Raw genomic sequence first — 23,001 nt, forward strand, 5'->3', positions numbered from 1 at the left:
CGGCACGCCGATGGCGTGCCCGTCATTCGCCACCGCCTGGAACCGGCTCGCGGAGTCGTCAGCCGAGTTTCTTCACGATCCCGTCGAGATCCTGGCGCACCTCATCGATGCCCGCCCACGGATCAGTGCGCAACCGCGCAAGCCGCCGCGCTGCGGAATGGATATCGAAGGCGTGGCCGCTTTTCAGCGTGCCCAGTTCGTTCCAGCGCAGCGGCATGGCAACCGGCGCGCCGGGGCGTGCCCGCAGTGAATACGACGCCACGCTGGTCGCGCCGCGGCTGTTGCGCAGGTAATCCACGTAGATCAGGCCATGGCGCTGTGCCTTGCTGGCGGTAGCGATGAATTCCAGCGGATGGGCCTGTGCCAGCGTGCTGGCGAACGCATGCGCGAAATTCTTCACCTGTGCCCAGGGGCAGCCGGGATTCAAGGGAACCACCACATGCAGGCCCTTGCCGCCGGTGGTGCGCAGGAACGAATCCAGGCCCAGCTGCGCCAGCCGCCGGTGCACCAGTCGCGCCGCCGCCACGACGCGATCCCAGGCCACGTTGCTGCCGGGATCGAGATCGAACACGACGCGGTCGGCACGATCGGGCTGTTTGATGGTCGAGCCCCAGGGATGGAATTCCAGCACGCCGAACTGCACCAGTTCGAGCACCGAAATGGCGTCCCGCGGATAGATGTAGGTCGCCTGTGCGCCGAATTCCTCCTTCAGTCTTGCGCTGCCGACATGCTTCAGTCCGGTAATCATGTGCTTCTGGAAGAAGCATGCTTTCGCCGTGCCTTCGGGACAGCGGATGACCGAAGTAGGGCGGTTCACCACACCCGGCAAGAACCACTTCATCACCGCAGCGTAGTAGTCGGCCACCTGTTGCTTGGTGATGCCGTCGTCGGGAAATACCACGCGATCGGGGTGGGTGATCCGGATGCCTGCCGGATCTGCGTCGGCAACCTTCCTTCGGCGCGGCAGGCCGGCGGGCTTGCCTTTGGCGCGGTCGGAGTCGACGAGATCCGCGGCTTTCTTGTCGATGCGCATGGTCTTCAGGCTTGGTTGGCGCAACAGGCGGTTGTTGCCGACGCCACGGTAATACACCTCGGCCACCGCGGCAGGCTTGACCCAGCGCGCATCGCGCAGGAGAGGGTCGACCGCAGCCAACGCCACCGTGGGCCGGGGGCTGCCCCTATCGGCGATCGACTTCCCCAACGACCGCAGTTGTTCGTTCGAGAAGCCCGTGCCCACGCGTCCGACGTAGACCCAGCCGGACTTCACCTCGGGATCGGGCCTGGCCAGCAGCAGCGATCCAAAACTGCTGCGGCTGCCCTTGGGCGGCGTGTAGCCCACGACGGCGAATTCGTCGCTTTGGAGACGCTTGATCTTGAGCCAGTCGCCGCCGCGCCCGGGCCGGTAGGCCGAATCGATGCGCTTGGAAACGATGCCTTCCAGTTGCTGCTCGATCGCCATGCGGAACACGCCCGCGCCATCGCCGATCGCGTGGCTGCTGAAAGCCAGGTGTTTCGGTGCATGCGCAAGCAGCTTCTGCAGCAGCTGCTTGCGTTCCAGCAGGCCGACCCGTGACAGGTCGCTGCCCTCGAAGTAGGGCAGGTCGAACAGCATGTAGACCAGAGGCAGTTGCGCCTCGCCCGACAAGGTCTGTTGCAGGCCGTTGAAGTCGCTGTGCCCGCGCGAGTCCAGCGCGACAAGCTCGCCGTCGAGGCGGGCGGAGCGTAGCCCGAGCGATTCCAGCGATTGCACGATGTCGGGCAGGCGATCGTTCCAGGGCAGGGCGTTGCGCGACCATAGCCTCACCTCGCCGCCGGCGATCGCGGTGAGGATGCGGTAGCCGTCCCACTTGACCTCGTGCAGCCATTGCTTTCCTTCCGGCGGCTGGTCGCGCAGGCGTGCCAACTCCGGCTTGAAGAAGGCGTTGTCGACGGTCGCCGCCCGCGCACCCTCCAGTGCGGCAGCCGCCCTGGACAGTCGCAGCCGCGGCGCCTTCCCTGCTTTGGGGGCGGGCTTCTTGCGGGCGATGGATTTTTTCGCAGCGGCCCGGGTTGCGGGCGTCTTCGCGGCGGCGCGGGTGCTGCGGGCCATCTTCGCATCGAGCAGGTCGTCGGCTTCGACATCGCCGGCAAACGCGTCCTTCGCCTTGATCAGGAACCACGTCGGCTGGCGTTCCTTGCGGCCGCTGCGCACGAGATGCCAGCCACCCTTGAGCCGCTTGCCGAACAGCTCGAAGCTCAGGTGGCCTTTCTGCAGCTGGGCCTCGGCGTCGCCTTCGGTGGTCCACACGCCGGTGTCGAACTGATCGACATGGCCCTTGCCATAGCCATGCTCGATGTCACCCTCGAAATTCGCGTAGGAAACCGGATGGTCTTCGACTTCTACCGCCAGCCGCTTTACCGCAGGATCGTAGCTGGGCCCCTTCGGCACGGCCCAGCTCTTCAGCACATCGCCCACCTGCAGGCGAAAATCGAAGTGCCTCCGGCTGGCGTGATGCAGCTGCACCACGAAGATGGCGCGCCGGTTCGCCGCCGCGGGGTCATTAGTCGCAGGCTCGCGTGTCCTGGAGAAGTCGCGCTTGCGCTGGTAGTCCCGCAGGCTGTTCATCGTCATGGATCCGAAGTGGCGCCGATGACGGCCGAAGGTTCAACTGATGGGGCCGCCCATCACCGGCAGCACCGCGCCGGAAACATAGCTGGCGCACGACGGGGCGGCGAGGAAGACATAGGCCGGTGCGAGTTCTTCGGGCTGCGCGGGGCGGCCCATGGCGCTGGATTTGCCGAAATCGCGAACCCGTTCCGCCGACTGGTCCGCCGGATTCAGCGGTGTCCATACCGGGCCGGGCGCTACCGCATTCACGCGGATACCGCGCGATACCAGGTTTGCGGCCAGTGCCTTGGTGAAGGCATGAATGCCGCCCTTGGTCATCGAGTAATCGAGCAGCTTGCCGTTGCCGAACAAGCCGGTCTCCGAACCGGTATTGATGATCGAGCAGCCGCTGCCCAAATGCGGCGAGGCGGCCTTGACCATGTGGAAGTAGCCGTAGAGATTGGTACGCACGGTTTCGTCGAAATGCTCTTCGGTGATGTCCTCGATAGAATCGGCGTGTTCCTGGAAGGCGGCGTTGTTGACCAGTATCGACAGCTTGCCGAACGCTTTCACCGTCCTTGCCACGGCATCGCGACAAAACGCCGGGTCCCTGACGTCGCCCGGTATCAGCAGACAGCGCTGGCCCTCGCCCTCGACGTAATCGCGGGTTTCCTCGGCGTCTGCGTCCTCGCACAGGTAAACGATGGCCACGTCGGCCCCTTCGCGGGCAAACAGCACCGCCACCGCGCGGCCGATGCCGGAATCGCCTCCGGTGATCAGGGCGGTCATGCCGGCCAGCTTGCCGCTACCGATGTAGCTCGGCGCCAGGAATTGCGGACGGGGATCGAGCTGTTGTTCGAGGCCCGGTTTCTGCATGTGCTGGGCAGGCAGGGGATTTTTCGGTTTGTCCGTTTTCGCCGCGGGCTTTTTCGACAATGCCGTTTCCGGCTTTACCACGCGTTCCCCGTCGTGATCGGCAGCCGCGATCGCACGTTGGCGTGCGACGGTCCCGGCAGCTTTGGCGGTGCGCTTGGATGCAACCATGTTGCCATACTCCATCGTCGGGAATGCACGTCACGTTAGCGGGCGATGCGTACGTCGCAGGTGAAGCGCGGATCACGGCGCTCTTGACAGCACTTCCACGTCGAAACTGGAATAGTTCGCGTGCGACATTTCTCTTCACTGCCGGAGACTGTCATGCCCGAACATCGCACCCGCCGCGCCGCGGCCAAGGACAAGAAGGAAGGAAAAGCTCCCAGCACCCAGGCCGGGGAGTACGTGCATGAGGAGATCGAACACGTACGCGAAGGCAAGCACGGCGCACGCTCGACCAAACAGGCCATTGCGATCGGCCTGTCGAAGGCCAGGCGTGCCGGAGTGAAAGTGCCTGCCAGCAAGACCGCCAGCAAGTCGACCCGGAAGAAGGCCGCGCAGGATGAAGCCGCCTCGCACGAACAGCACAAACCCGCGGCGAAACGCTCGAGGGCGACCACCGCGGCGTTGAAGAAGGAAGGCCACAAGGCGGCGTCGAAGTCCGCCTTGTCGTCCCACGCCAGGAAGAGTGCCGCCAAGCGCACCGCCGGTTCGCGCTCGGCGTCAGCCAAGAAGGCAGCGCATACCAAGGGTGCCGCAGGCCGTTCGGCGGCCGCGAAGAAAGCGGCAAGGACGCGCGCCAGGAAGACGTCCTGATCGAAACCATTTCGCCGGAGGCCGCAAGCCATGGCACGTCCCATCTGGACCGGAACCCTCTCGTTCGGCTTGCTCAACGTGCCGGTCTCGCTGATGTCCGGCGAACGCAGCGTCGACCTGCATTTCCGCATGCTGGACAGCCGCAACAACACGCCTGTGCGCTACGAGCGTGTCAACGCTGAAACCGGCGAGGAGGTGCCTTGGAAGGAGATCGTCAAGGCCTTCGAATACGCCAAGGGCAGCTACATCGTGCTGGAGCCGGAGGACATCAAGTCGGCTGCTTCAGAAGGACGGGAAGTGGTCGACGTGAAAGCCTTTGTCGACGCGGACTCGATCGGGCCGGAATACTTCGAGAAGCCCTACGTCCTGGTTCCCGGAAAGAAGGCGGAGAAGGGCTACGTGCTGTTGCGCGAGACGCTAAAGCGCACCGGACGCATCGGCATCGCGCGGGTGGTAATCCGCACGCGCGAGTACCTCTCCGCGGTGATGCCGCGCGGCAACGCACTGATGCTGATGCTGATGCGCTACCCGCAGGAACTGGTCGACGTGGAGGATTACAAGATTCCCGAGGGCACCACGTCGCACTACCGTATCTCGGCCACGGAGATCCGGATGGCCGAGCAGCTGATTGAATCCATGAGCGACGAATGGACGCCGTCGGATTACCGCGATGAATTCCGCGACCGCCTGCGCAAGGTGCTCGAGAAGCGCATGAAATCCAAGGGCGTGGTCTCGCCCGAGCCCGAGAACGAGAGCGGCATATCGGAGAACGCCACCACCAACGTGGTCGATTTCATGTCGCTGCTGCAAAAGAGCCTGGCCAGCAAAAGGCGCACACCGGCGAAAAAGACGCCAGAGAAAGCGGTGAGGAAGGCCGCCGTGCGAAAGAAACCCACCGCCGCTTCAAAGAAGAAAAAAGCGCCCGCGAAGAAGACCGCGAAGCGCGCGGCAGCTCGCAAGACAGGCTGAGCAGGCTTGCCGTAGGCAGGCAGATCAGCGAGCGCGGCTATTTCATCCTCTCGGCTTCGGCACGCACGGCGTCGCACTCCAGGTGGCCGCATTGGCAGCCTTCGGGCTCACTGGACGTCGGCGACTCCACGCGCTTGCGGCAGTGTTCGCTGCAATAGGCGTCGCCGACGGGAACCGTACAGGTACAGGCGGGGTGGGCACAGCGCGGGAGGGCGGTCGTGTTCATTCAGCAACTCCCATGAGTGGGCAGGTGGTGGTTGTCGGTGTGGCAGACCGACGGTCGGAGCTTGCCGGAGCAGCATTGAAGGCGATGCATGCGAAGTGTCAACGCGGCCGTTGGGGATGCGGCTGCGCCGCGGCCATAATCCTCACGGGTTTGGCATCCAGAAATCTGACCAAGGCCTGGACGCAATGCATGCCGCCGGGACTTAACGCGAAAGAGCGATTACAGCCTGGCACGCAATTCCATCGCGTCGAAAGGTGCCTTCACCTTGATGTCATTGTCGAAATAACAGTAGACGTCGCGCGATTTGCGTGCAGGAGGCCGATGGCGGCTGGCGCGATTGTGGGGATCGCGTGGTTGCTTCCCCCTCATCCACGCGCGAATCCGTCGCGCCCAGCCATCCAGTGCGGCGTCGCTATAGCCGCTCGCATACAAGGCCTTGTCGCCATGCAGGCGCATGTATACGAAACCGGCGGTCACATCCTGCAGCTTCGGCCATTTCGACGCGGCATCGGAGACCACCAGTCCGACGCGATGTCGGCGCAGCAGGCGGATGAAGTCTGCATCGTCGAAACTCTCGTGACGCACTTCAATGGCGTGGCGCAGGCGGCGCTTCCGGTCCGCCGACACCTCGCCGACGTGCCTGACGTGGCCGTCATGCTGTCTGGCCATGGCCGCCGCCTTTTCGCTGTCCCTCGGCAGCAGCGAAAGGAATGAATCAAACAACTCGGCGTCGTATTTCAGGTTGGGCGGGAACTGCCAGAGCACGGGTCCGAGTTTCTCCCGCAGCTCCAGCACGCCGGAGGCAAGGAAATTCGCCAGCGGCTTTTCCACCTCACGCAGCCTGCGTACATGGGTGATGAAGCGCGGCGCCTTCACGGCGAAGACAAAGCCGCGTGGCGTATCGCGGTACCAGCTTTGCCAGCTGTCGGGACGCTGCAGCGAGTAGAAAGAGCCATTGATCTCGATGGTATCCAGCTGTCGCGAGGCGTAGTGCAGTTCCAGCCGTTGCGGAAGGCCTTCCGGATAGAACCTGCCTCGCCATGGCGGATAACGCCAGCCGGAGATGCCAATACGCAATTTGGCCATGGAAGATCCCGCGAGCGCCATGCGTCATGAGCGACGCTACAGCGCCAACCGTCATTCCACGATGAAAGGGAGATACCCCGCCATCCATTCGGTACCTCTGCTAACGGAATCCTCATTGGCCTTGCACGATGCTGACGCTTCGTCAGCATCGGAGCTCAAGATGGCTGCAGAACCTTTCAACGCCTATACGTTCGGTGTGGAGGAAGAGTTCTTTCTGGTCAGTCGCAAGACGCGTCGCGCTCCATCGCGCGTGCCCAAGGGATTCCTGAAGCTGTGTCGACAACGCTTCGGCGCCCATGTCGACAACGAATTGCTGCAATCCCAAATCGAGATCTGCTCGCCCGTATTCGACCACGTGGCGATGGCGCACATGGAAATGAAGCGGTTGCGTCGTGGCATCGCCGAGCTCGCTGATGCCGCCGGGTTAAGGCTCGTCGCGGCCGGCACGCATCCGCTCAGCGCCTGGCATCAGCAATCGCATACAGACAAATCGCGCTACGCACGCATCATCGACGATTTCCAGATGATTGGACGCCGGAACCTGTTATGCGGCCTGCACGTGCACGTTGCGCCGCCGGCGAATGTCGATCGCGTCACGTTGATGAATCGCCTCATGCCATGGCTTCCATTGTTCCTTGCGCTGTCGACCTCGTCGCCTTTCTGGAACCGCCGATGCACGGGTTTGCTCAGCTATCGACAGTCCGCCTACGACGAATGGCCACGCGCGGGCATACCGGACTTCTTCGCCGACGAGGCCGAGTACCGAACCTTTTGCGAACTGCTGAAAAGGGTTGATGCCATCAAGGACGCAAGCTTCCTGTGGTGGGCAATCCGTCCCGCACAGCACTATCCCACGCTCGAGCTGCGCATCGCCGACGCCTGCACGCACCTCGATGACGCTCTCGCGTTGGCCGCGCTGTTCCGCTGCCTGGTTCGCGTCCATGTGCGCAGGCCCGAACTCGGCATGGCTCGAACCGCCTTGACGCGCCGGATAATCGACGAGAATCGCTGGCGCGCAAAGCGCTTCGGCCTCGACGCGCGTTTCATCGACGAACATGCCGGCGAAACGGTCGAGTGCGCGCGCGTACTGGACGCCGCGATCAAGCTTGTATCGGAAGACGCGCAGCAGTTCGGCTGCGAGGCATCGTTGCAGCACCTCGGCACGATCTTTGCCCGCGGCACCAGCGCACACGAGCAACTGGCGCTCTATCGCAGCCTGCGGGATGCGGGATCGAGCAACGCCGATGCGCTGCGCGCAGTGGTTGACTGGCTGGCTGAAACCAGCATTCCCGCTTCAGCAGAGTGAGGCCCCATGCATCGCCCATTTTCTGATGGGTACGCGCTTGGCGTGGCACCCGCTGCACTTGATCCGCGATGCGCGTGCGACCTCGCAACGATTGTTGCGAGGTGACGGAAGAGGGCACCGCTAGTGAAGTCGGCAATATCAATCCCACAATGGCGGCGGAACGCCATTGCCGGGTGCCACGGGTCGTTACCAACGGGCCCGATTGAAACATCTGAGACTCAGGTTTCACCGTCGCACGTCGAGTAACCGTATCCAACAGTTCATGTTGCAGCCCTTGAGCCGTTTCGCACTTGAGATGCCAGCGATGAACTAGGTTGGCAATCGCAGCGCTCCAGGACATGGCCGTACCATCGCAATCGCATAGACACCAAATGCCATCCAGTAGGGCGTTGAGTCACGAATGGTGATAGACAAGACAAGCCCGGGCAGGCCGTGCTGCTCGCGCACCACCTTATGTATAATTTCGCATAATGTATATTATGTAATATAAAATGATCACCGTACCTAGGGCTTGGATACGCGCCTGGTGACAGCCATCTTCCCTACACCCAGATTGACTGAAACGAACCAAGGGAGACTCGACATGTCCCGCTACGCCAGAAACCCCGATGCCTTGTCGCGTCTCAGCCCCGAGCAATACCGGGTAACCCAGCAGAGCGGCACGGAACGCCCCGGAACCGGTGAATACCTGCACAACAAGGAGCCTGGCATCTATGTCGACGTCGTGTCGGGTGAGCCGCTGTTCGCCTCGTCCGACAAATTCGAGTCGGGCTGCGGCTGGCCGAGCTTCACCAGGCCGATCGAGCCGGCCCACGTCAATGAACTGCGCGACGCCTCGCACGGCATGATTCGCACCGAAGTTCGCTCGGTACACGGCGATAGCCACCTCGGCCACGTTTTCCCCGATGGCCCGGCCGATCGCGGGGGGTTGCGCTACTGCATCAACTCGGCTTCGCTGCGCTTCGTCCATCGCGACGACATGGAAGCCGAGGGTTACGGCGATTACCTGGACCAGGTGGAGGACGTGCGATGAGAACCGAACGTGCCATTCTGGCCGGCGGCTGCTTCTGGGGCATGCAGGACCTGATCCGCCGCCAGGACGGCGTCGTTTCGACGCGAGTCGGCTACAGCGGCGGCGACGTGCCGAACGCAACTTATCGCAACCACGGCAGCCACGCCGAGGCGATCGAGATCGTGTTCGATCCCGCGCGAATCAGCTACCGCACGCTGCTGGAATTCTTCTTCCAGATCCACGACCCGTCCACCCTGAATCGCCAGGGCAACGATCGCGGCAGTTCCTACCGCTCGGCGATCTTCTACGCGTCGGAGGAACAGAAGCGAATCGCGGAGGACACCATCGCCGACGTGGATGCCTCGGGCCTGTGGCCCGGCAAGGTGGTGACCGAAGTGGCGCCGGTCGGCGACTTCTGGGAAGCCGAGCCTGAGCATCAGGATTACCTCGAGCATTATCCCGATGGCTACACCTGCCACTTCATCCGGCCTGATTGGAAACTGCCCCGCCGCAACGTCGCCGGCTGATGGCAGCGGCAGCAAGCCAGCGCGGGAAGGCTCAGCGTCCGAAGATGATTTCCTTGCCTTCGTGGTCGCGGTCCCAGCCGCGCAGCTGGTCGCGGATGTGGGCGATGCGCTGGCGCCCGAGCGCGTTGCGCTCTTCATCGAGCACCTGACCATCCAGCAATTCGGCCAGGCGCTGCGCCGTGGGCAGCATGGCGTCCCAAGCGTCCAGCGCGGGCAGCGGCGCCGGCAAGGTCATGAAGAAGCTCACCCCGGGCGTGTGCAAGGTATCCAGCCGCGCCAGGTCGAAATTGCCCGGCTTGAGCATGTTCGCGACGCTGAAGATCGGTCCCAGCTCGCGCTTGCCGTCGACCAGGCGGTGGTAGATGCCCATGTCGCCGAATTCGAGGCCGGCTTTCTCGGCGGCCACGACCAGGTCCGGGCCATGGAAACGCCCTGCGTCGCGCGCCACCACGAACAGCGTGACGATGCGCTCTACCGGCAATTGGGGCGGACGCCGGCCAAGATCGGAGCGCGGCGGCGTACCGGTTGTCGTGGCAGTCGCTGGCGCCGCCGGCGCAGGCGTTTCCTCCGCCGCTGGTGGGACGTCCTGTGCCGCCGGCTCGCTGGAACTGGGCGCACGCAAGGCATCGATGATCGAGGCGACATGATCGGCCAACTTGGGCTGCTGCCTGGGCTGCTTTGCCTTGGGTGCGATGGGCATGGAAGGCTTGGCGCGTTCGCCGGACAGCGTGGCACCCAGCCGTTCGAGTTCCTCGCGCAGGCCGATCTCCAGTTCACCCTGCCTCGGACCTGCACCGTCGGCGAAGAGATCGCTCGACACAGGATCGTCGCCCGGCTCACCCAGAGTCGGTTCGCGACGCTCGCCGGCATGCTGGTCCGACACGACCCGGCGCCTGCCCTGCTCCTTCTTCGGCTGGCCGAACAGCCAGATCAGCGCCAGCACGATCACGCCGACGATCAGCAGCGGAATGCCGACGGCAGGATTCCAGGCAAAGGCAAGCACGGGTTGCAGCGTCATCATGGGGTCCTCAGGCAGCTCCTGCCAGTTTAGCCGCTTCGGCCAGATCCACCTGCACCAGCCGCGACACGCCCGGCTCGCGCATGGTCACACCGCACAGCTGGGTGGCCGCTTCCATGGTGGCCTTGTTGTGGCTGATGAAGATGAACTGCACCTTTTCGCTCATCTCGCGCACCATGCTGGAGAAACGTCCCACGTTCGCTTCGTCCAGCGGCGCGTCCACCTCGTCGAGCAGGCAGAACGGCGCGGGATTGAGGCTGAAGATCGCGAACACCAGCGCCACCGCGGTCAGCGCCTTCTCGCCGCCGGACAGCAAGGTAATGTTGGACACGCGCTTGCCCGGCGGCCGCGCCATGATCGACACGCCGGTGTTGAGCAGGTCGTCGCCGGTCAGTTCCAGGTAGGCATGGCCGCCGCCGAACAGGCGCGGGAACAGTTCCTGCACGCCGGCGTTGACCTTGTCGAAGGTTTCCTTGAAGCGCTGGCGGGTCTCGCGGTCGATCTTCTTGATCGCGCCTTCCAGCGTCTCCATCGCACTGACCAGGTCGGCCAGTTGGTTGTCCAAGTAGGTCTTGCGCTCGCTCTGCTCGGCATGTTCCTGAATCGCGGCGAGGTTTACCGGCTCCAGCCGCGCAATCTTCTGGCCGATGTCGTTGAGCTGCTGGCGCCACTGGTTGGCGTCGATGTCCTCGGCCAGTTCGGCCAGCAGAGTCTCCAGTTCCAAACCGGACGCAGTGATCGCCGCCGCCAGCTGCTCGGCGCGCAGTTGCAGCGCCTGGGCGGCGAGGCGCTTCTCGGACAGGCTCTCGCGCAAGCTGGACAGGCCCTGCTCCGCCAGATGGCGTTGCTGTTCGAGCTTGCGGAATTCGACGTCGCAGTCTTCCAGCGCGCGGCGCGCCTCGACCAGTTGCTTGTCGACCAGCAGGCGCTGGTCCAGGTAGGCCTGGCGTTCGGCCTCGAGTTCGGCGATCGGGTCGGAGCCGGCGGCGAGTTGTTCGGTGATCTCGTTGCGGCGCGCCTCGATCTGGCGCAACTGGGCGTCCATGCGACCCAGCGCCTGTTCCAGTGAGCTCAGCGAAGAACGCTTCGACTCCAGCGCCAAGGCCAGCGAATGCGACTGCTCGGCGGCCTCGCGCGCATTCATGCGCGCCTCCTCGCGCGCTTCGAGCAGCGTGCGGCGCTCGTTTTCCAGCTCGCGGCGCTGGTCCTCCTGGTCGCCCATCAGGCCGACCGACTCGTCCAGACGTGCACGTGCCTCGCGAGTCTGGCTCTGCAGTTCCTCGATCTGCGTGGCCAGGTCGGCCAGCTCGCCGGTGACTTTTTCGGCGCGCGCGCGCGCGGTTTCCAGCTTGCCGCGATGGCTTTGCAGCTGGCCGGCCAGTTCGGACTGGCGGCGATGCGCGTTGTACAGCTCGCGCTGCGCATCGTCGCGCGCGCGTTCGGCCTCGAACTTGCTGGTACGCAGCGCGTCGAGCCGCTCGCTGGCTTCCTCCAACTGCGCTTCCAGCGTGGCGACCTGCTCGACCAGCAGGCGTAGCTCGCGCTCGCGCGCCAGCACGCCGACCTGGCTGCCTTGCGCGCGGCGCACGCGCGCCCAGCCCGGCCCCAGCCATTCGCCGCTGCGGGTGATCACCGACTGGTACGGCGCCAGCGCCGACAGCGCGGCCACGCGCCGATGCGCTTCATCGAGGGATTCGGCGGTCAGCACATGGCCGAGGATCGCCAGCGCCGCGGCCGGACCGCGCACGTGGGCAGCCAGCGTCCCGGCGGTGTTGGCGCCGCCGTCGGCGGCGTCGAGCAGCGCCACGTCGGCGTTCTCGAGTGCGTTGAATTCGGCGGCGAGTGCATGCGAACCATCCACCAGCACGCTGTCGAGGAAGCCGCTCAATGCGGTTTCCACCGCGGTTTCCCAGCCGGCTTCGACCTGCAGCGATTCACCCAGGCGGCGCGAGCGGTCCAGCCCCAGCCGGGCCAGCCAGCTGCTGGCGGCGCTCTCTTCCTGGCCCAGTGCGGCGTGCTGCAGTGCCTCCAGCGAAGCGTGCCGGCCGCGCGCCGCCTGCAACTGCTGGCGTGCCTCGTTCAGCGTCGACTGCACCTGGCGTTCTTCTTCCAGCACCTTCGCGTGGCTGGACTTGTGCTGGTCGAGCAGGCTGCCCAGGGTTTCCATGCGTTCGCGCTGGGTTTCATGTTCGTCGATCAACTGCTGGCCGGTGGCATCCAGTGCGGCTAGGTCGGTGGCCTTCTGCTCGGCTTCCAGCGCCTCGCGCCGGCGCGACAGGTCGATCGCCTGGCGGTCGAGGTAGTTGAGCTTGGTGCGTTCCACCTCGGCCGCGCGGTTGGATTCGCCGGCGTTGCGGGTGTGGTTGTCCCAGCGCTGCTGCCAGTCGGCCAGCTTCGCCTCGGTGCTGCGCTGGGCTTCGGCGGTGTCGTCCTGCAGCTGCTGCAGGGCCTCGAGTTTCGGATCGCCTTCGGCCAGCGCCTGGCGCAGCGCCTCGACCTGCTCGCGGTCGGTGGCGATGTGCGCGGCCAGTTCGGCATGCTCGCGTTCGGCATCGCCATGGGCGCGCTGCAGGCGATCGGCGGTTTCCTTGTTGTAGCGAACCTGCTGCTCGACGCGGGCAATCTCGGCGCCGACCTTGTATACCTCGGCCTGCACGGCATTCAGGTGCTCGCTGGCGTCGGTGTGGCGTTCGCGCACGCTTTCCAGCTGCGCCTCGATCTGGCGCTGGCCGGCCAGCTGCTTCTCGATCTCGATCTCGGCGGCGGACAGGCCTTCGCCCTCGCCGTCGTGCTGGCTCTTCAGGCCGCGGTATTCCAGCGCGCGCAGCTCGGCTTCCTTGCGCGTCTGTTCTTCCTTCAAGGCCTTCCAGCGCTCGGCCGCGCGAGCCTGGCGATTCAGGTGTTCGAGCTGCTTGTCCACCTCGTCGCGCACGTCGCGCACGCGGTCGAGGTTTTCGCGGGTGGCCTTGATGCGGCTCTCGGTTTCCTTGCGGCGCTCCTTGTACTTGGAGATGCCGGCGGCTTCCTCCAGATGCGTGCGCAGTTCTTCCGGGTGCGCCTCGATGATCTGGCTGATCATGCCCTGTTCGATGATCGAGTAGCTGCGCGGCCCCAGGCCGGTGCCGAGGAACAGGTCGGTGATGTCGCGCCGGCGGCAGCGCGCGCCGTTGAGGAAGTAGGCGGACTGGCCGTCACGGGTGACCTGGCGCTTCACCGAGATCTCGGCGTACTGGCCGTACTCGCCCTGAATGGAACCGTCGGCATTGTCGAAGATCAGCTCGACCGTGGCCTGCCCCACCGGCTTGCGCGTGTTGGAGCCGGAGAAGATCACGTCGGTCAGCGAATCGCCGCGCAGGCGGCTGGCCGCGCTCTCGCCCATCACCCAGCGGATCGCATCGATGATGTTGGATTTGCCGCAGCCGTTCGGGCCGACGACGCCGATCATGTTGCTCGGCAGGTGCAGGGTGGTCGGGTCCACGAAGGACTTGAAACCGGCGAGTTTGATCGTGGTCAGGCGCATGCGGTCATCAATGGGTCATCGGATAACGCCCACGGAGCCGGGCGACAGGTCACTGTGCCAAACGCGGGGCGGAGCTGCAATGCGCGTCGACATGAGATAGCACTTCAATAATGATAACTATCTAATTGTTATTATTAGTCTTTTGCATCAATAGACAAGGCATGGATGCCATGATCCATCAGCCCGTTCAGCGCCGCATAGATCATCCGGTGACGCTTGATCGGCAACTGGCCGGCGAAGGCGGCGCTGACGATGCGCACGTGGAAGTGGCCCTTGCCCTCCCCTGCGTGGCCGGCGTGCTTGTGGCCTTCGTCCACCACGTCCAGCTCGGTCGGCGCGAACGCGGCCTGCAGGCGCTCGCGGATCTGCGCGATGACGGGCTGCCCCGCGTTCACGGCAGCACTTTGCGGAACGGCTTGACCGTGGTTTCGCGGTAGACGCCGGCGGCGAGATAGGGATCGGCCGAAGCCCAGGCCTCGGCTTCGGCCAGCGAGGGGAATTCGGCCACGATCAGGCTGCCGCTGAAACCGGCCGGGCCCGGATCTTCCGCGTCGATCGCCGGAAACGGGCCGGCAAGCAGCATGCGGCCTTCGTTCTGCAACTGCTGCAGGCGGGCCATATGGGCCGGGCGCGCGGATTTGCGCGCCTCCAGCGAGCCGGGGTTATCGGTGCCGATGATCGCGTACCACATGGTTCAAGCCTCCGGGCGCATATAGGGGAACAGCAGCACGTCGCGAATCGAAGCCGAGCCGGTCAGCAGCATCACCAGGCGGTCGATGCCGATGCCGAGACCGCCGGTAGGCGGCAGGCCCACTTCCAGTGCACGGATGTAGTCGGCGTCGAAGTGCATCGCCTCGTCGTCGCCGGCGTCCTTGGCGTCGACCTGGGCCTGGAAGCGCGCGGCCTGGTCTTCCGGGTCGTTCAACTCGGAGAAGCCGTTGGCCAGCTCCTTGCCGTTGACGAACAGCTCGAAGCGGTCGGTGATGCCCTTGTCGGTATCGCTCTCGCGCGCCAGCGGCGACACCTCGACCGGGTGGTCGGTGATGAAGGTAGGCTGGACCAGCGTGTGCTCGACGGTCTTCTCGAAGATTTCCAGCAGCAGCTTGCCCCAGCCGTAGCCGGGCTTGACCTGCACGCCGAGGCGCCTGGCGTGCGCGGCCATTGCCTCGCGATCGCGCAGTTCCTCGCGCCGGATCTCGGAATTGTGTTCCAGCACCGCGTCTTCCATGCGCCAGCGACGGAATGCCGGGCCGAGGTCGATCGCGGCGCCGTCCCATTCCAGCTGCGTGGTGCCCAGCACGGCCAGCGCGGTGTCGCGGATCACCGCTTCGGTGAGGTCCATGATCTCGTGATAAGTGGCGTAGGCCTGGTACAGCTCCAGCATGGTGAACTCGGGGTTGTGCCGGGTCGACACGCCCTCGTTGCGGAAGTTGCGGTTGATCTCGTAGACGCGGTCGAAGCCGCCGACGACCAGACGCTTGAGATAAAGCTCCGGCGCCACGCGCAGGTACAGGTCCAGGTCCAGCGCGTTGTGATGGGTGACGAACGGCTTGGCCGTGGCGCCGCCGGGGATGATGTGCATCATCGGCGTCTCCACTTCCATGAAGCGGCGCGCGGGCGCTTCCAGCCACTGGCGCATGGTGCCGATGATCTTCGAGCGCAGCATGAAGGTGCGGCGCGCTTCCTCGGTGACGATCAGGTCGACGTAGCGCTGGCGATAGCGCTGCTCCACGTCGGCCAGGCCGTGAAACTTGTCCGGCAGCGGGCGCAGGCTCTTGGTCAGCAGGCGCAGATGGTCGACCCGGACGGAAAGCTCGCCGGTCCTGGTGCGCATCAGCACGCCTTCGGCGCCCACGATGTCGCCCACGTCCCAGCCCTTGAACGCCTCATAGGTCTCGCCGATGGTGCCCTGGTGGACGAACAGCTGGATGCGTCCGCTGAAATCCTGCAGCTGCACGAAGCTGACCTTGCCCTGCACGCGCTTGAGCACGATGCGCCCGGCCATCTTCACCCGGCGCGCAGCCGCCTCGACGATTTCGGCCGTGTGCACGTCCTTGTCGGCGAACTCGGCCTGCAGGTCGCCGGCGAAGCTGTCGACCTTGAAATCGTTCGGAAACGCGATGCCCTGCCCGCGCAGCGCCTTCAGTTTCTCGCGGCGCTCGGCGATCAGCCGATTGTCGTCGGGCCTGTTCTCGTCGATGGGAAGGGTATCGGTCGTTTCACTCATGGGGATTCCATTGCTGCCTGCGCCCGCGCCGGTCGGCGGACGCCTCTTCGTCTATCGTCAGGTTGCCAAACTGATGGATACCGTTGTCTCTACCGCGGCGGCACGGCGCGTCAATCGCCCTTGCCGAACACCTGCTTGACCGCATGCTTCGTCGCATCCCAGCCTTCGCGCGCACCGTGGCCGATGGCGACGCCGGCCTTCTTCGCGCCATGGCCGATGCCGGTGCCGGCTTCCTTGGCGCCGTGACCGACCTTCTTGGCGACGTGCTTGGTCGCGTGGCCGACATCGCGCGCGCCGTCGGCGACGCCGTGGCCGACGGCCTTGGCATCCTGCTTGATGCTCTGGCCGGCGCTGCCTTGCTGCGATTGCGCCGCCGCGCCGAACGCGGCCAATGCGGCAAAGGCGATCAGGATTGCGCAGATCTTCTTGCTGTTCATGCGGGCCACCTCGTCAGTGAGCAAAGCGGAAGGAATCGGGCGTCACGCGTCGATGCGCTTGGCGCCGGCCTCGAGGCCGGATTTCAAGCTGGCCTCGATGAACTCGTCGAGGTCGCCGTCCAGCACCTTCTGGGTGTCCGAACGCTCGATGCCGGTGCGCAGGTCCTTGATGCGGCTCTGGTCCAGCACGTAGTTGCGGATCTGGCTACCCCAGCCGATGTCGGACTTGGTCGCTTCCAGCGCGTCACGTTCGGCATTGCGCTTCTGCACTTCCAGCTCGTACAGCTTCGCGGCCAGCATCTTCATCGCCGTGTCGCGGTTCGCGTGCTGGCTGCGGCCGGTCTGGCAGGCAACGACCGTATTGGTCGGGATGTGCGTGATGCGCACCGCCGACTCGGTCTTGTTGACGTGCTGGCCGCCGGCGCCGGACGAACGGTAGACGTCGGTGCGCAGGTCGGCCGGGTTGATCTCGATGTCGATGTCGTCATCGACTTCGGGCGACACGAACACCGAAGTGAAGCTGGTATGCCGGCGGTTGTCCGAATCGAACGGGCTCTTGCGCACCAGCCGGTGCACGCCGATCTCGGTCTTCAGCCAGCCGTAAGCGTAATCGCCTTCCACGCGGAACGTGGCGGACTTGATCCCGGCCACGTCGCCGCCGCTGACCTCCATCAACTCGGTCTTCCAGCCGCGCGATTCGCACCAGCGCAGGTACATGCGCAGCAGCATCTCGGCCCAGTCCTGCGCCTCGGTGCCGCCGGCGCCGGCCTGGATGTCGACGAACGCGTTCATCGCGTCCATCTTGCCGGAGAACATGCGCTGGAATTCCAGCTTGCCGACCTGCGCCTCGAGCTTGGTCAGGTCGTCGGTCACCGATTGCGCGGTGTCGTCGTCGCCGTCGGCGATCGCCATTTCCAGCAGGTCGCCGGCGTCATTCAGCCCGGCGGTCAGCGTGTCGATGCCGTGGACGATGGTGTGCAGGCGGGCGCGTTCGCGGCCCAGTTCCTGCGCGCGCGCCGGGTCGTCCCACACGGTGGGAATTTCCAGTTCGCGGGTTACTTCTTCCAGACGTTCGCTTTTCGTAGCGTAGTCAAAGATACCCCCTAAGCGACTCGACCCGGCCACGAAGGTCGGCGATCTGCGCATGGATGGGATTGGTCTCGATCATGTCGGTATCAGGGTTGGATGCAAGCTGAGTAGGATAACAGACGCTCCCGCGAGGCCGCACCGCCGCGCTCGCGGCGGGCGGCTGGCCACGACTCGCCGTTCAGGCCAGCGCCTGCTGATGCACCCCCTTGACCGCCCGGCCCGACGGATCGGCCGCGCTCGCGAACGCCGGATCCCACGCCAGTGCCGCCGGCGAGGAGCAGGCGATCGACTTGCCGCCAGGCACGGTCGCGGCGCAGGCCTCGCCGGGGAAGTGTTGCTCGAAGATGCGCCGGTAGAAGTACGCCTCCTTGGTCGCCGGCGTGTTGAACGGGTAGCGCGCCGCCGCCGCGGCGAACTCGCGGTCGCTGACCGCCTGCTCCGCGTGCGCCTTCAGCCCGTCGATCCAGCCATAGCCGACGCCGTCGCTGAACTGCTCCTTCTGCCGCCACAGGATCGCATCCGGCAGTGCGCCATCGAACGCCTCGCGCAGCACCGCCTTCTCGATGCGCCCCTGCCCGGCCATCTTGTGCGCGGCGTCCAGGCCCATTGCCACGTCGATGAACTCCAGGTCGAGGAACGGCACGCGCGCCTCCACGCCCCACGCCATCATCGCCTTGTTCGCGCGCAGGCAGTCGTAACTGTGCAGCGCGTCGAGCTTGCGCACGGTCTCCTCGTGGAATGCCTCGGCCGACGGCGCCTTGTGGAAGTACAGGTAGCCGCCGAAGATCTCGTCCGAGCCCTCGCCGGACAGCACCATCTTCACCCCCATCGCCTTGATCCGCCGCGCCAGCAGGTACATCGGCGTGGCGGCGCGGATGGTGGTGACGTCGTAGGTCTCGATGTGGCGGATGACTTCGGGCAACGCATCCAGTCCTTCCCAGAACGTGTAGACGAAGCCGTGATGCACGGTGCCCAGCGCGTCGGCGGCGACCTGCGCCGCCGCCAGGTCGGGCGAACCATCCAGCCCGATCGCGAACGAATGCAGGCGCGGCCACCAGGCCTCGCTGCGGTCGTCGTCCTCGACCCGCTCGCGCGCGAACTGCGCGGCGCAGGCGGCGACCAGCGACGAATCCAGCCCGCCGGAAAGCAGCACCCCATACGGCACGTCGGTCATCAGCTGGCGATGCACGGCCTGCTCGAACGCCTTGCGCAAGGCCGGAGCAGACACGTCATGGCCGCGCGTGGCGGCGTAGTCGCGCCATGGCCTGGCGTAGTAGCTGCGCAGCTCGCCGCTGGCGCTGTCGTAGACGTGGCCGGGCGGGAACGGCGCCACGTCGGCGCACACCCCGACCAGCGCCTTCATCTCCGACGCCACGCACAGGCGGCCTTGCGCGTCGTGGCCCCAGTACAGCGGGCAGACGCCGATCGGGTCGCGCGCGACCAGGTAGCGCTGCGCCTCGCCGTCCCACAGTGCGAACGCGAAGATGCCGTTGAGCCTGTTCACGAAGTCGCTGCCGTGCTCGCGATACAACGCGTTGATCACCTCGCAGTCCGAGCCCGTGGTGAAGTCGTAATCGCTGGCCGCACGCAGTTCGCGGTGGTTGTAGATCTCGCCGTTCACCGCCAGCGCCAGCGCGCCGTCGCGCGAACGCAGCGGCTGCGCGCCGCTGGCCGGGTCGACGATGGCCAGCCGCTCGTGCACCAGGATCACCCCGGCATCGACGAACACCCCGCTCCAGTCCGGCCCGCGATGACGCTGGCGCTGCGACAGTTCCAGCGCCTGCCGGCGCAGCGCCGCCAGGTCGTCGCCCGGCTGCAGGTCGAACATTCCGAAGATCGAACACATGCTTGCTGTCCTTTGATTGGGATCGGCTTTGTTGATAAGTCCGGCCATGGGTGGCCGGTCTTGCTGTTCGCGAACGGATTCGCGTGAAGTGAAGAACAAAAAAAGGCCCGCTCTGGGCGGGCCTTTTTCGCGTATGTTTCGGAAGCTTGAAGCTACGCGCCGGCCCGCCAGAAGTTGGCGTTATTGTTCGCGCGATTATTGTTGTTGCCGGCCGGCACGAAGCCCCGCGCGGAGGGCGCGGCGGAGTTCATGATGCTGGCGGTGACGGAATGCATGGGCAGACTTGAACAGATCATCCTGGTCTTGGCAAGTGCCCCAGGCGTCCCGTCGGGCGCATCAGTTGTCGCCCGGAGCCGTGATCCAGCGGGTGGCTTCCTCGATGTCCGCACCGTGGAACAGGCGGAACTGCGCCGGGATGGCAAAGCTGAAGGCTATCGCGGTGCCGCGCAGCCAGGTCACGTCGGTCACCAGCGCGATGCGATCCCAGCCGCTGAAATGGCGCAAGCCCAGCTTGGCGTCGTCCCACATCGCGCCAGGGTCGAAGCCGGTGAAGTCATCGGCGGTGACGTACAGCAGGCGCAGCTTGCGGTTCAGCGCGAACGCCGCCTCCACATCCGGCACGATGACGTTTTCGTAATCTGCCGCCGTGACCTGGCCATGTGCGCGGAAACCCAGCGTGCCGGACGGCAGTCCTTCGATCAGTGAGATCACGGGCGTTCTCCATGGGTGAGGTGGACGCCAGTTTGGAGCAGGCCGCGTGAAAAACACGCAAGGAAATCAGGCCGGTTCGAGATGCCGCAGCAGCAGGCGCGGCGTCTCGCGGCCCTGCCAGTCGTTGATGGTGAGCTCGTAGGCCGCGCGCAGCTGCGGCGGGGGTGGCTGGCCGTGATATGCGTTGAACATCACCGCGTCATGCAGCGCGCCATCGCGCGGGTCGCGCAGTTGCAGGCGCAGGTGGCGCTCGCCCATCAGCTTCCAGCCGGCGCATTCGAACAGGTTGTCGAACAGTGGCTCGGGGAACGCCTGTCCCCACGGTCCGGCCTCACGCAGCTGGCGGGCCAGTGCCAGCGTGGCGGCGCCGGGCGGCAGTTCGCCGTCGGTGTAGAGCACCGCCTGCAGGCGTTCGGGCTCGATCAGTTCGCGCGCGATCGCGTCGAAGGCGGCGGCGAAGCGCGCATAGTCACTGGTCTTCAGACTCAGGCCCGCAGCCATCGCATGGCCGCCGAAGCGTTCGATCAGGCCAGGCTGGCGCGCGTCGATCGCGGCCAGCGCATCGCGGATGTGGAAACCGGGAATCGAACGCGCCGAGCCGCGCAGAGTGGCGTTGCCTGTGCGCACTTCCTGTGCGCGAGAATCAAAAGGCGGCGATCCCTCGCCGCACTCTTCAATGCTGGCGGGAGCGAACGCGACCACCGGGCGGTGCAGCCGCTCCTTCAGCTTGGAGGCGACCAGGCCGACCACTCCCGCATGCCACGACGGCTCGAACAGCGCCACACCCACCGCATCGGTATGACCGAGGCCGGCGGCCATCACTTCGGCCTCGGCCACCATCGACGCCTGCAGATCGCGCCGCTCGCGGTTGATCGCGTCGAGTTGTTCGGCGCAGCGGCGCGCCTGCGCCACGTCGTCGGTGAGCAGGCATTCCACGCCCAGGCGCATGTCTTCCAGCCGCCCTGCCGCATTCAGCCGCGGCCCCACGGTGAAGGCCAGGTCGGTGGAACACAGCGTCGCGACGCTGCGTTTGCCGGCCTCGACCAGCGCCGTGATGCCGGCGCAGGCCCGGCCGCCGCGCATGCGCTGCAGGCCGGCTTCGACCAGCACGCGATTGTTGAAATCCAGCGGTACCAGGTCGGCCACCGTGCCCAGCGCAACCAGGTCGAGCAACGACGACAAGTCCGGCTTCGCTGTGCCGAACGCGCCGTCCTCGTGCAACTTCGCACGCAGCGCCAGCAGCAGGTAGAACATCACACCGACACCTGCCAACGCCTTGCTGGGGAATGCATCGCCGGCCAGGTTCGGGTTCACCATCGCGTCGCACGCCGGCAACTGCTCGCCGGGCAGGTGATGGTCGGTGACGATCACGCGGATGCCGCGAGCCTTCGCCGCGGCCACGCCGGCGATGCTGGCCACGCCGTTGTCGACGGTGACGATCAGCCGCGGCGTGGGCTGCAGCGAGGCGACCAACGCCGGGCTCAAGCCGTAGCCGTGGATGAAGCGATTCGGGATGGCGTAGCTGACCCGCTTCGCGCCGAGCAAGCGCAGCCCGCGCACGGCCACGGCGGTGCCGGTGGCGCCGTCGCAGTCGTAGTCGCCGGCGATCAGGATCGACCAGTCGCCGCGGATCGCCTCGGCGAGCAGCCCGACCGCCTGCGCCATCCCCCCCAGCAGCTGCGGCGACAGCATTCGCGCCAATCGGTGTTCGACCTGTCCCGGCTCCAGCACGCCGCGCGCGGCGTAGACCTGCTGCAGCACCGGATGCACCGAAGCCGGCCAGCCATGCGGCACGCCCTTGCTTTCGCGCCGGCGCAGCTGCAGCACGCTCAACGCCCTGCCCCGCGCCAGAAGCGCCAGCGGTGGAATGGTTTGTGCCGCCAGCGTTCGCCGCTGGCGAAGTGCAGCACGACGGACTGGCGACCGAGCAGCGGCAGCAACGCCGGCCACCAGCGCGAGGCGATCTCGTGCGCCGGCAGATCCTGCAGGTCGATCAGCCAGCCCGTTCCGCCGGCGGCGACGGCATCGGCCGTGCGCGGCTGCTGGGCGATGCCGGCACGCGCGGCCAGCGCGCGCAGCAGCAGGTCGTCGCTGACCACGCCCAGCACGTTGCCGGGCAAGGCATCCGGCAGGCGGCCGCCGCCCCACAGCCACAGGCTGTTGACCGGTGATTGCCCACGCGCCTGTCGCCGGGCATTCAGCGGATGCTGGTGCAGCAGCACCTGGACGTCGTTGAGCAGGACCCGCCAGCGGCGTCCTTCCGTACCCTGCGGCAGATGCTGCGCCAGGTCCTCGCCCAGCGCCTGCTCGGGCACGGCGAAACCGGGCAGCGGCGTATCGCCCGGCAGGCGCAGGTGCCAGTGATCCGGGGTGGAAATCTCCAGCTGCATGCCGGCTTCGTCGAACACCGGTCGCAGCGGCTCGGCCAGTGCCTGCGCCTCGTCCATGCCCAGCCGCATCTGGCCGCAGGCCAGCAGGCGCACGCCGTTCATGTCGGGCTGCACCCAGGCCGGATCGGCCGACAGCCAAACGCCGTCCGACGCATCGCCGGCGAGAAATTCGCGGGTGATCGCCGCGGCGGGCACGTCGGCGTCGACGCCAGGGAAGTGATCGCCCAGGCCGCCCAGGTAGCCGACGCCGCCACTCGGCAGGCGGTCGGCGCGGGGCAGCCATTCGCGCAGCGGATGGGACGGTTCGAAATGCGCCAGCGCGGGCAGCCACAGTTGCAACGATTGCTCCGGCGTCGGCATG

20 protein-coding genes are annotated in these 23,001 nt (G+C 65.9%); 5 read left to right on the plus strand and 15 right to left on the minus strand.

Annotation, left to right across the window (positions count from 1 at the left end; all coding sequences use genetic code 11):
* Positions 1–58: 58 nt before the first annotated feature.
* Both ligD and KK131_RS00535 read right to left on the minus strand, forming a co-directional pair.
* The gene (gene ligD / locus KK131_RS00530; protein ID WP_214554478.1) at positions 59–2,605 is read right to left on the minus strand and encodes a DNA ligase D; all 2,547 of its coding nucleotides are present in this window, start codon (positions 2,603–2,605) and stop codon (positions 59–61) included.
* A 39-nt stretch (positions 2,606–2,644) separates the two neighbouring features.
* Positions 2,645–3,631 carry an SDR family oxidoreductase gene (locus tag KK131_RS00535; protein ID WP_214554480.1) on the minus strand — a complete coding sequence of 329 codons (987 nt, stop codon included), beginning with the start codon at positions 3,629–3,631 and terminating at the stop codon, positions 2,645–2,647.
* A gap of 153 nt (positions 3,632–3,784) precedes the next feature.
* Here KK131_RS00535 and KK131_RS00540 point away from each other — a divergent pair, with 153 nt between their 5' ends.
* Together KK131_RS00540 and KK131_RS00545 are read left to right on the plus strand one after the other, a co-directional pair.
* Positions 3,785–4,276 (plus strand): DUF6496 domain-containing protein, encoded by a 492-nt coding sequence (locus tag KK131_RS00540; protein ID WP_214554482.1) that lies wholly within the window; start codon positions 3,785–3,787, stop codon positions 4,274–4,276.
* Positions 4,277–4,306: 30 nt separating this feature from the next.
* Positions 4,307–5,245 (plus strand): Ku protein, encoded by a 939-nt coding sequence (locus KK131_RS00545; RefSeq protein WP_214554483.1) that lies wholly within the window; start codon positions 4,307–4,309, stop codon positions 5,243–5,245.
* 445 nt (positions 5,246–5,690) lie between these two features.
* On the opposite strand, the gene KK131_RS00550 is transcribed toward KK131_RS00545, so the two are convergent.
* Entirely contained in the window at positions 5,691–6,557 is an 867-nt protein-coding gene (locus KK131_RS00550) for a DUF72 domain-containing protein (protein ID WP_214554484.1), read from the minus strand.
* Between the two features lie 160 nt (positions 6,558–6,717).
* Between KK131_RS00550 and KK131_RS00555 the strand changes: the two genes are divergently transcribed.
* The 3 genes from KK131_RS00555 (at position 6,718) to msrA (ending at position 9,402) form a co-directional block, all read left to right on the plus strand.
* Positions 6,718–7,863, plus strand: a complete 1,146-nt coding sequence (locus tag KK131_RS00555; protein ID WP_214554485.1) for a carboxylate-amine ligase — start codon at positions 6,718–6,720, stop codon at positions 7,861–7,863.
* Positions 7,864–8,446: 583 nt separating this feature from the next.
* Positions 8,447–8,896, plus strand: coding sequence for a peptide-methionine (R)-S-oxide reductase MsrB (gene msrB, locus KK131_RS00560; protein WP_214554486.1), 450 nt, complete (start codon positions 8,447–8,449; stop codon positions 8,894–8,896).
* Positions 8,893–9,402, plus strand: coding sequence for a peptide-methionine (S)-S-oxide reductase MsrA (msrA, locus tag KK131_RS00565; RefSeq protein WP_214554488.1), 510 nt, complete (start codon positions 8,893–8,895; stop codon positions 9,400–9,402). The genes msrB and msrA overlap by 4 nt, the downstream gene beginning before the upstream one ends.
* A gap of 31 nt (positions 9,403–9,433) precedes the next feature.
* Here msrA and zipA read toward each other — a convergent pair whose 3' ends face one another.
* From zipA to KK131_RS00620, 12 genes are all read right to left on the minus strand, one after another.
* On the minus strand, positions 9,434–10,420 hold the full coding sequence (zipA, locus tag KK131_RS00570; protein WP_214554489.1) for a cell division protein ZipA: 987 nt from the start codon (positions 10,418–10,420) through the stop codon (positions 9,434–9,436).
* A gap of 10 nt (positions 10,421–10,430) precedes the next feature.
* A complete protein-coding gene (gene smc / locus KK131_RS00575) occupies positions 10,431–13,940 on the minus strand; it encodes a chromosome segregation protein SMC (protein ID WP_214554490.1) in 3,510 nt (1,169 codons plus the stop codon).
* 134 nt (positions 13,941–14,074) lie between these two features.
* Positions 14,075–14,335, minus strand: a complete 261-nt coding sequence (locus KK131_RS00580) for a BolA family protein (protein WP_214554491.1) — start codon at positions 14,333–14,335, stop codon at positions 14,075–14,077.
* The gene (locus tag KK131_RS00585) at positions 14,332–14,631 is read right to left on the minus strand and encodes a YciI family protein (RefSeq protein ID WP_214554492.1); all 300 of its coding nucleotides are present in this window, start codon (positions 14,629–14,631) and stop codon (positions 14,332–14,334) included. Before KK131_RS00585 ends, KK131_RS00580 begins: the two co-directional genes overlap by 4 nt.
* Before the next feature lie 3 nt (positions 14,632–14,634).
* Positions 14,635–16,167, minus strand: a complete 1,533-nt coding sequence (lysS, locus tag KK131_RS00590) for a lysine--tRNA ligase (protein ID WP_214554493.1) — start codon at positions 16,165–16,167, stop codon at positions 14,635–14,637.
* 110 nt (positions 16,168–16,277) lie between these two features.
* Positions 16,278–16,604: a hypothetical protein gene (locus KK131_RS00595; protein ID WP_214554495.1), complete on the minus strand. Its 327-nt coding sequence runs from the start codon at positions 16,602–16,604 to the stop codon at positions 16,278–16,280.
* A gap of 42 nt (positions 16,605–16,646) precedes the next feature.
* Positions 16,647–17,772, minus strand: a protein-coding gene (gene prfB, locus KK131_RS00600) for a peptide chain release factor 2 (protein ID WP_214554497.1) whose coding sequence is annotated in 2 segments (ribosomal slippage) — positions 16,647–17,696 and positions 17,698–17,772 — 1,125 coding nt in all. Because the reading frame shifts where the segments join, the coding sequence is not laid out codon by codon here.
* A 99-nt stretch (positions 17,773–17,871) separates the two neighbouring features.
* Complete coding sequence (gene asnB / locus KK131_RS00605; RefSeq protein ID WP_214554499.1) at positions 17,872–19,539, minus strand: asparagine synthase B; 1,668 nt, start codon at positions 19,537–19,539, stop codon at positions 17,872–17,874.
* Positions 19,540–19,691: 152 nt separating this feature from the next.
* Positions 19,692–19,814 (minus strand): hypothetical protein, encoded by a 123-nt coding sequence (locus KK131_RS17705; RefSeq protein WP_284731438.1) that lies wholly within the window; start codon positions 19,812–19,814, stop codon positions 19,692–19,694.
* A gap of 61 nt (positions 19,815–19,875) precedes the next feature.
* Positions 19,876–20,250: an STAS/SEC14 domain-containing protein gene (locus KK131_RS00610; protein ID WP_214554501.1), complete on the minus strand. Its 375-nt coding sequence runs from the start codon at positions 20,248–20,250 to the stop codon at positions 19,876–19,878.
* Between the two features lie 66 nt (positions 20,251–20,316).
* Positions 20,317–22,083: a DHH family phosphoesterase gene (locus tag KK131_RS00615; protein ID WP_214554503.1), complete on the minus strand. Its 1,767-nt coding sequence runs from the start codon at positions 22,081–22,083 to the stop codon at positions 20,317–20,319.
* A complete protein-coding gene (locus KK131_RS00620; protein ID WP_214554505.1) occupies positions 22,080–23,000 on the minus strand; it encodes a phosphoglycerate mutase in 921 nt (306 codons plus the stop codon). Before KK131_RS00620 ends, KK131_RS00615 begins: the two co-directional genes overlap by 4 nt.
* Between the last annotated feature and the right edge of the window lies 1 nt (position 23,001).

This window comes from Rhodanobacter sp. LX-99 (assembly GCF_018599185.1).
In the GTDB taxonomy this organism is placed as follows: Bacteria; Pseudomonadota; Gammaproteobacteria; order Xanthomonadales; family Rhodanobacteraceae; genus Rhodanobacter.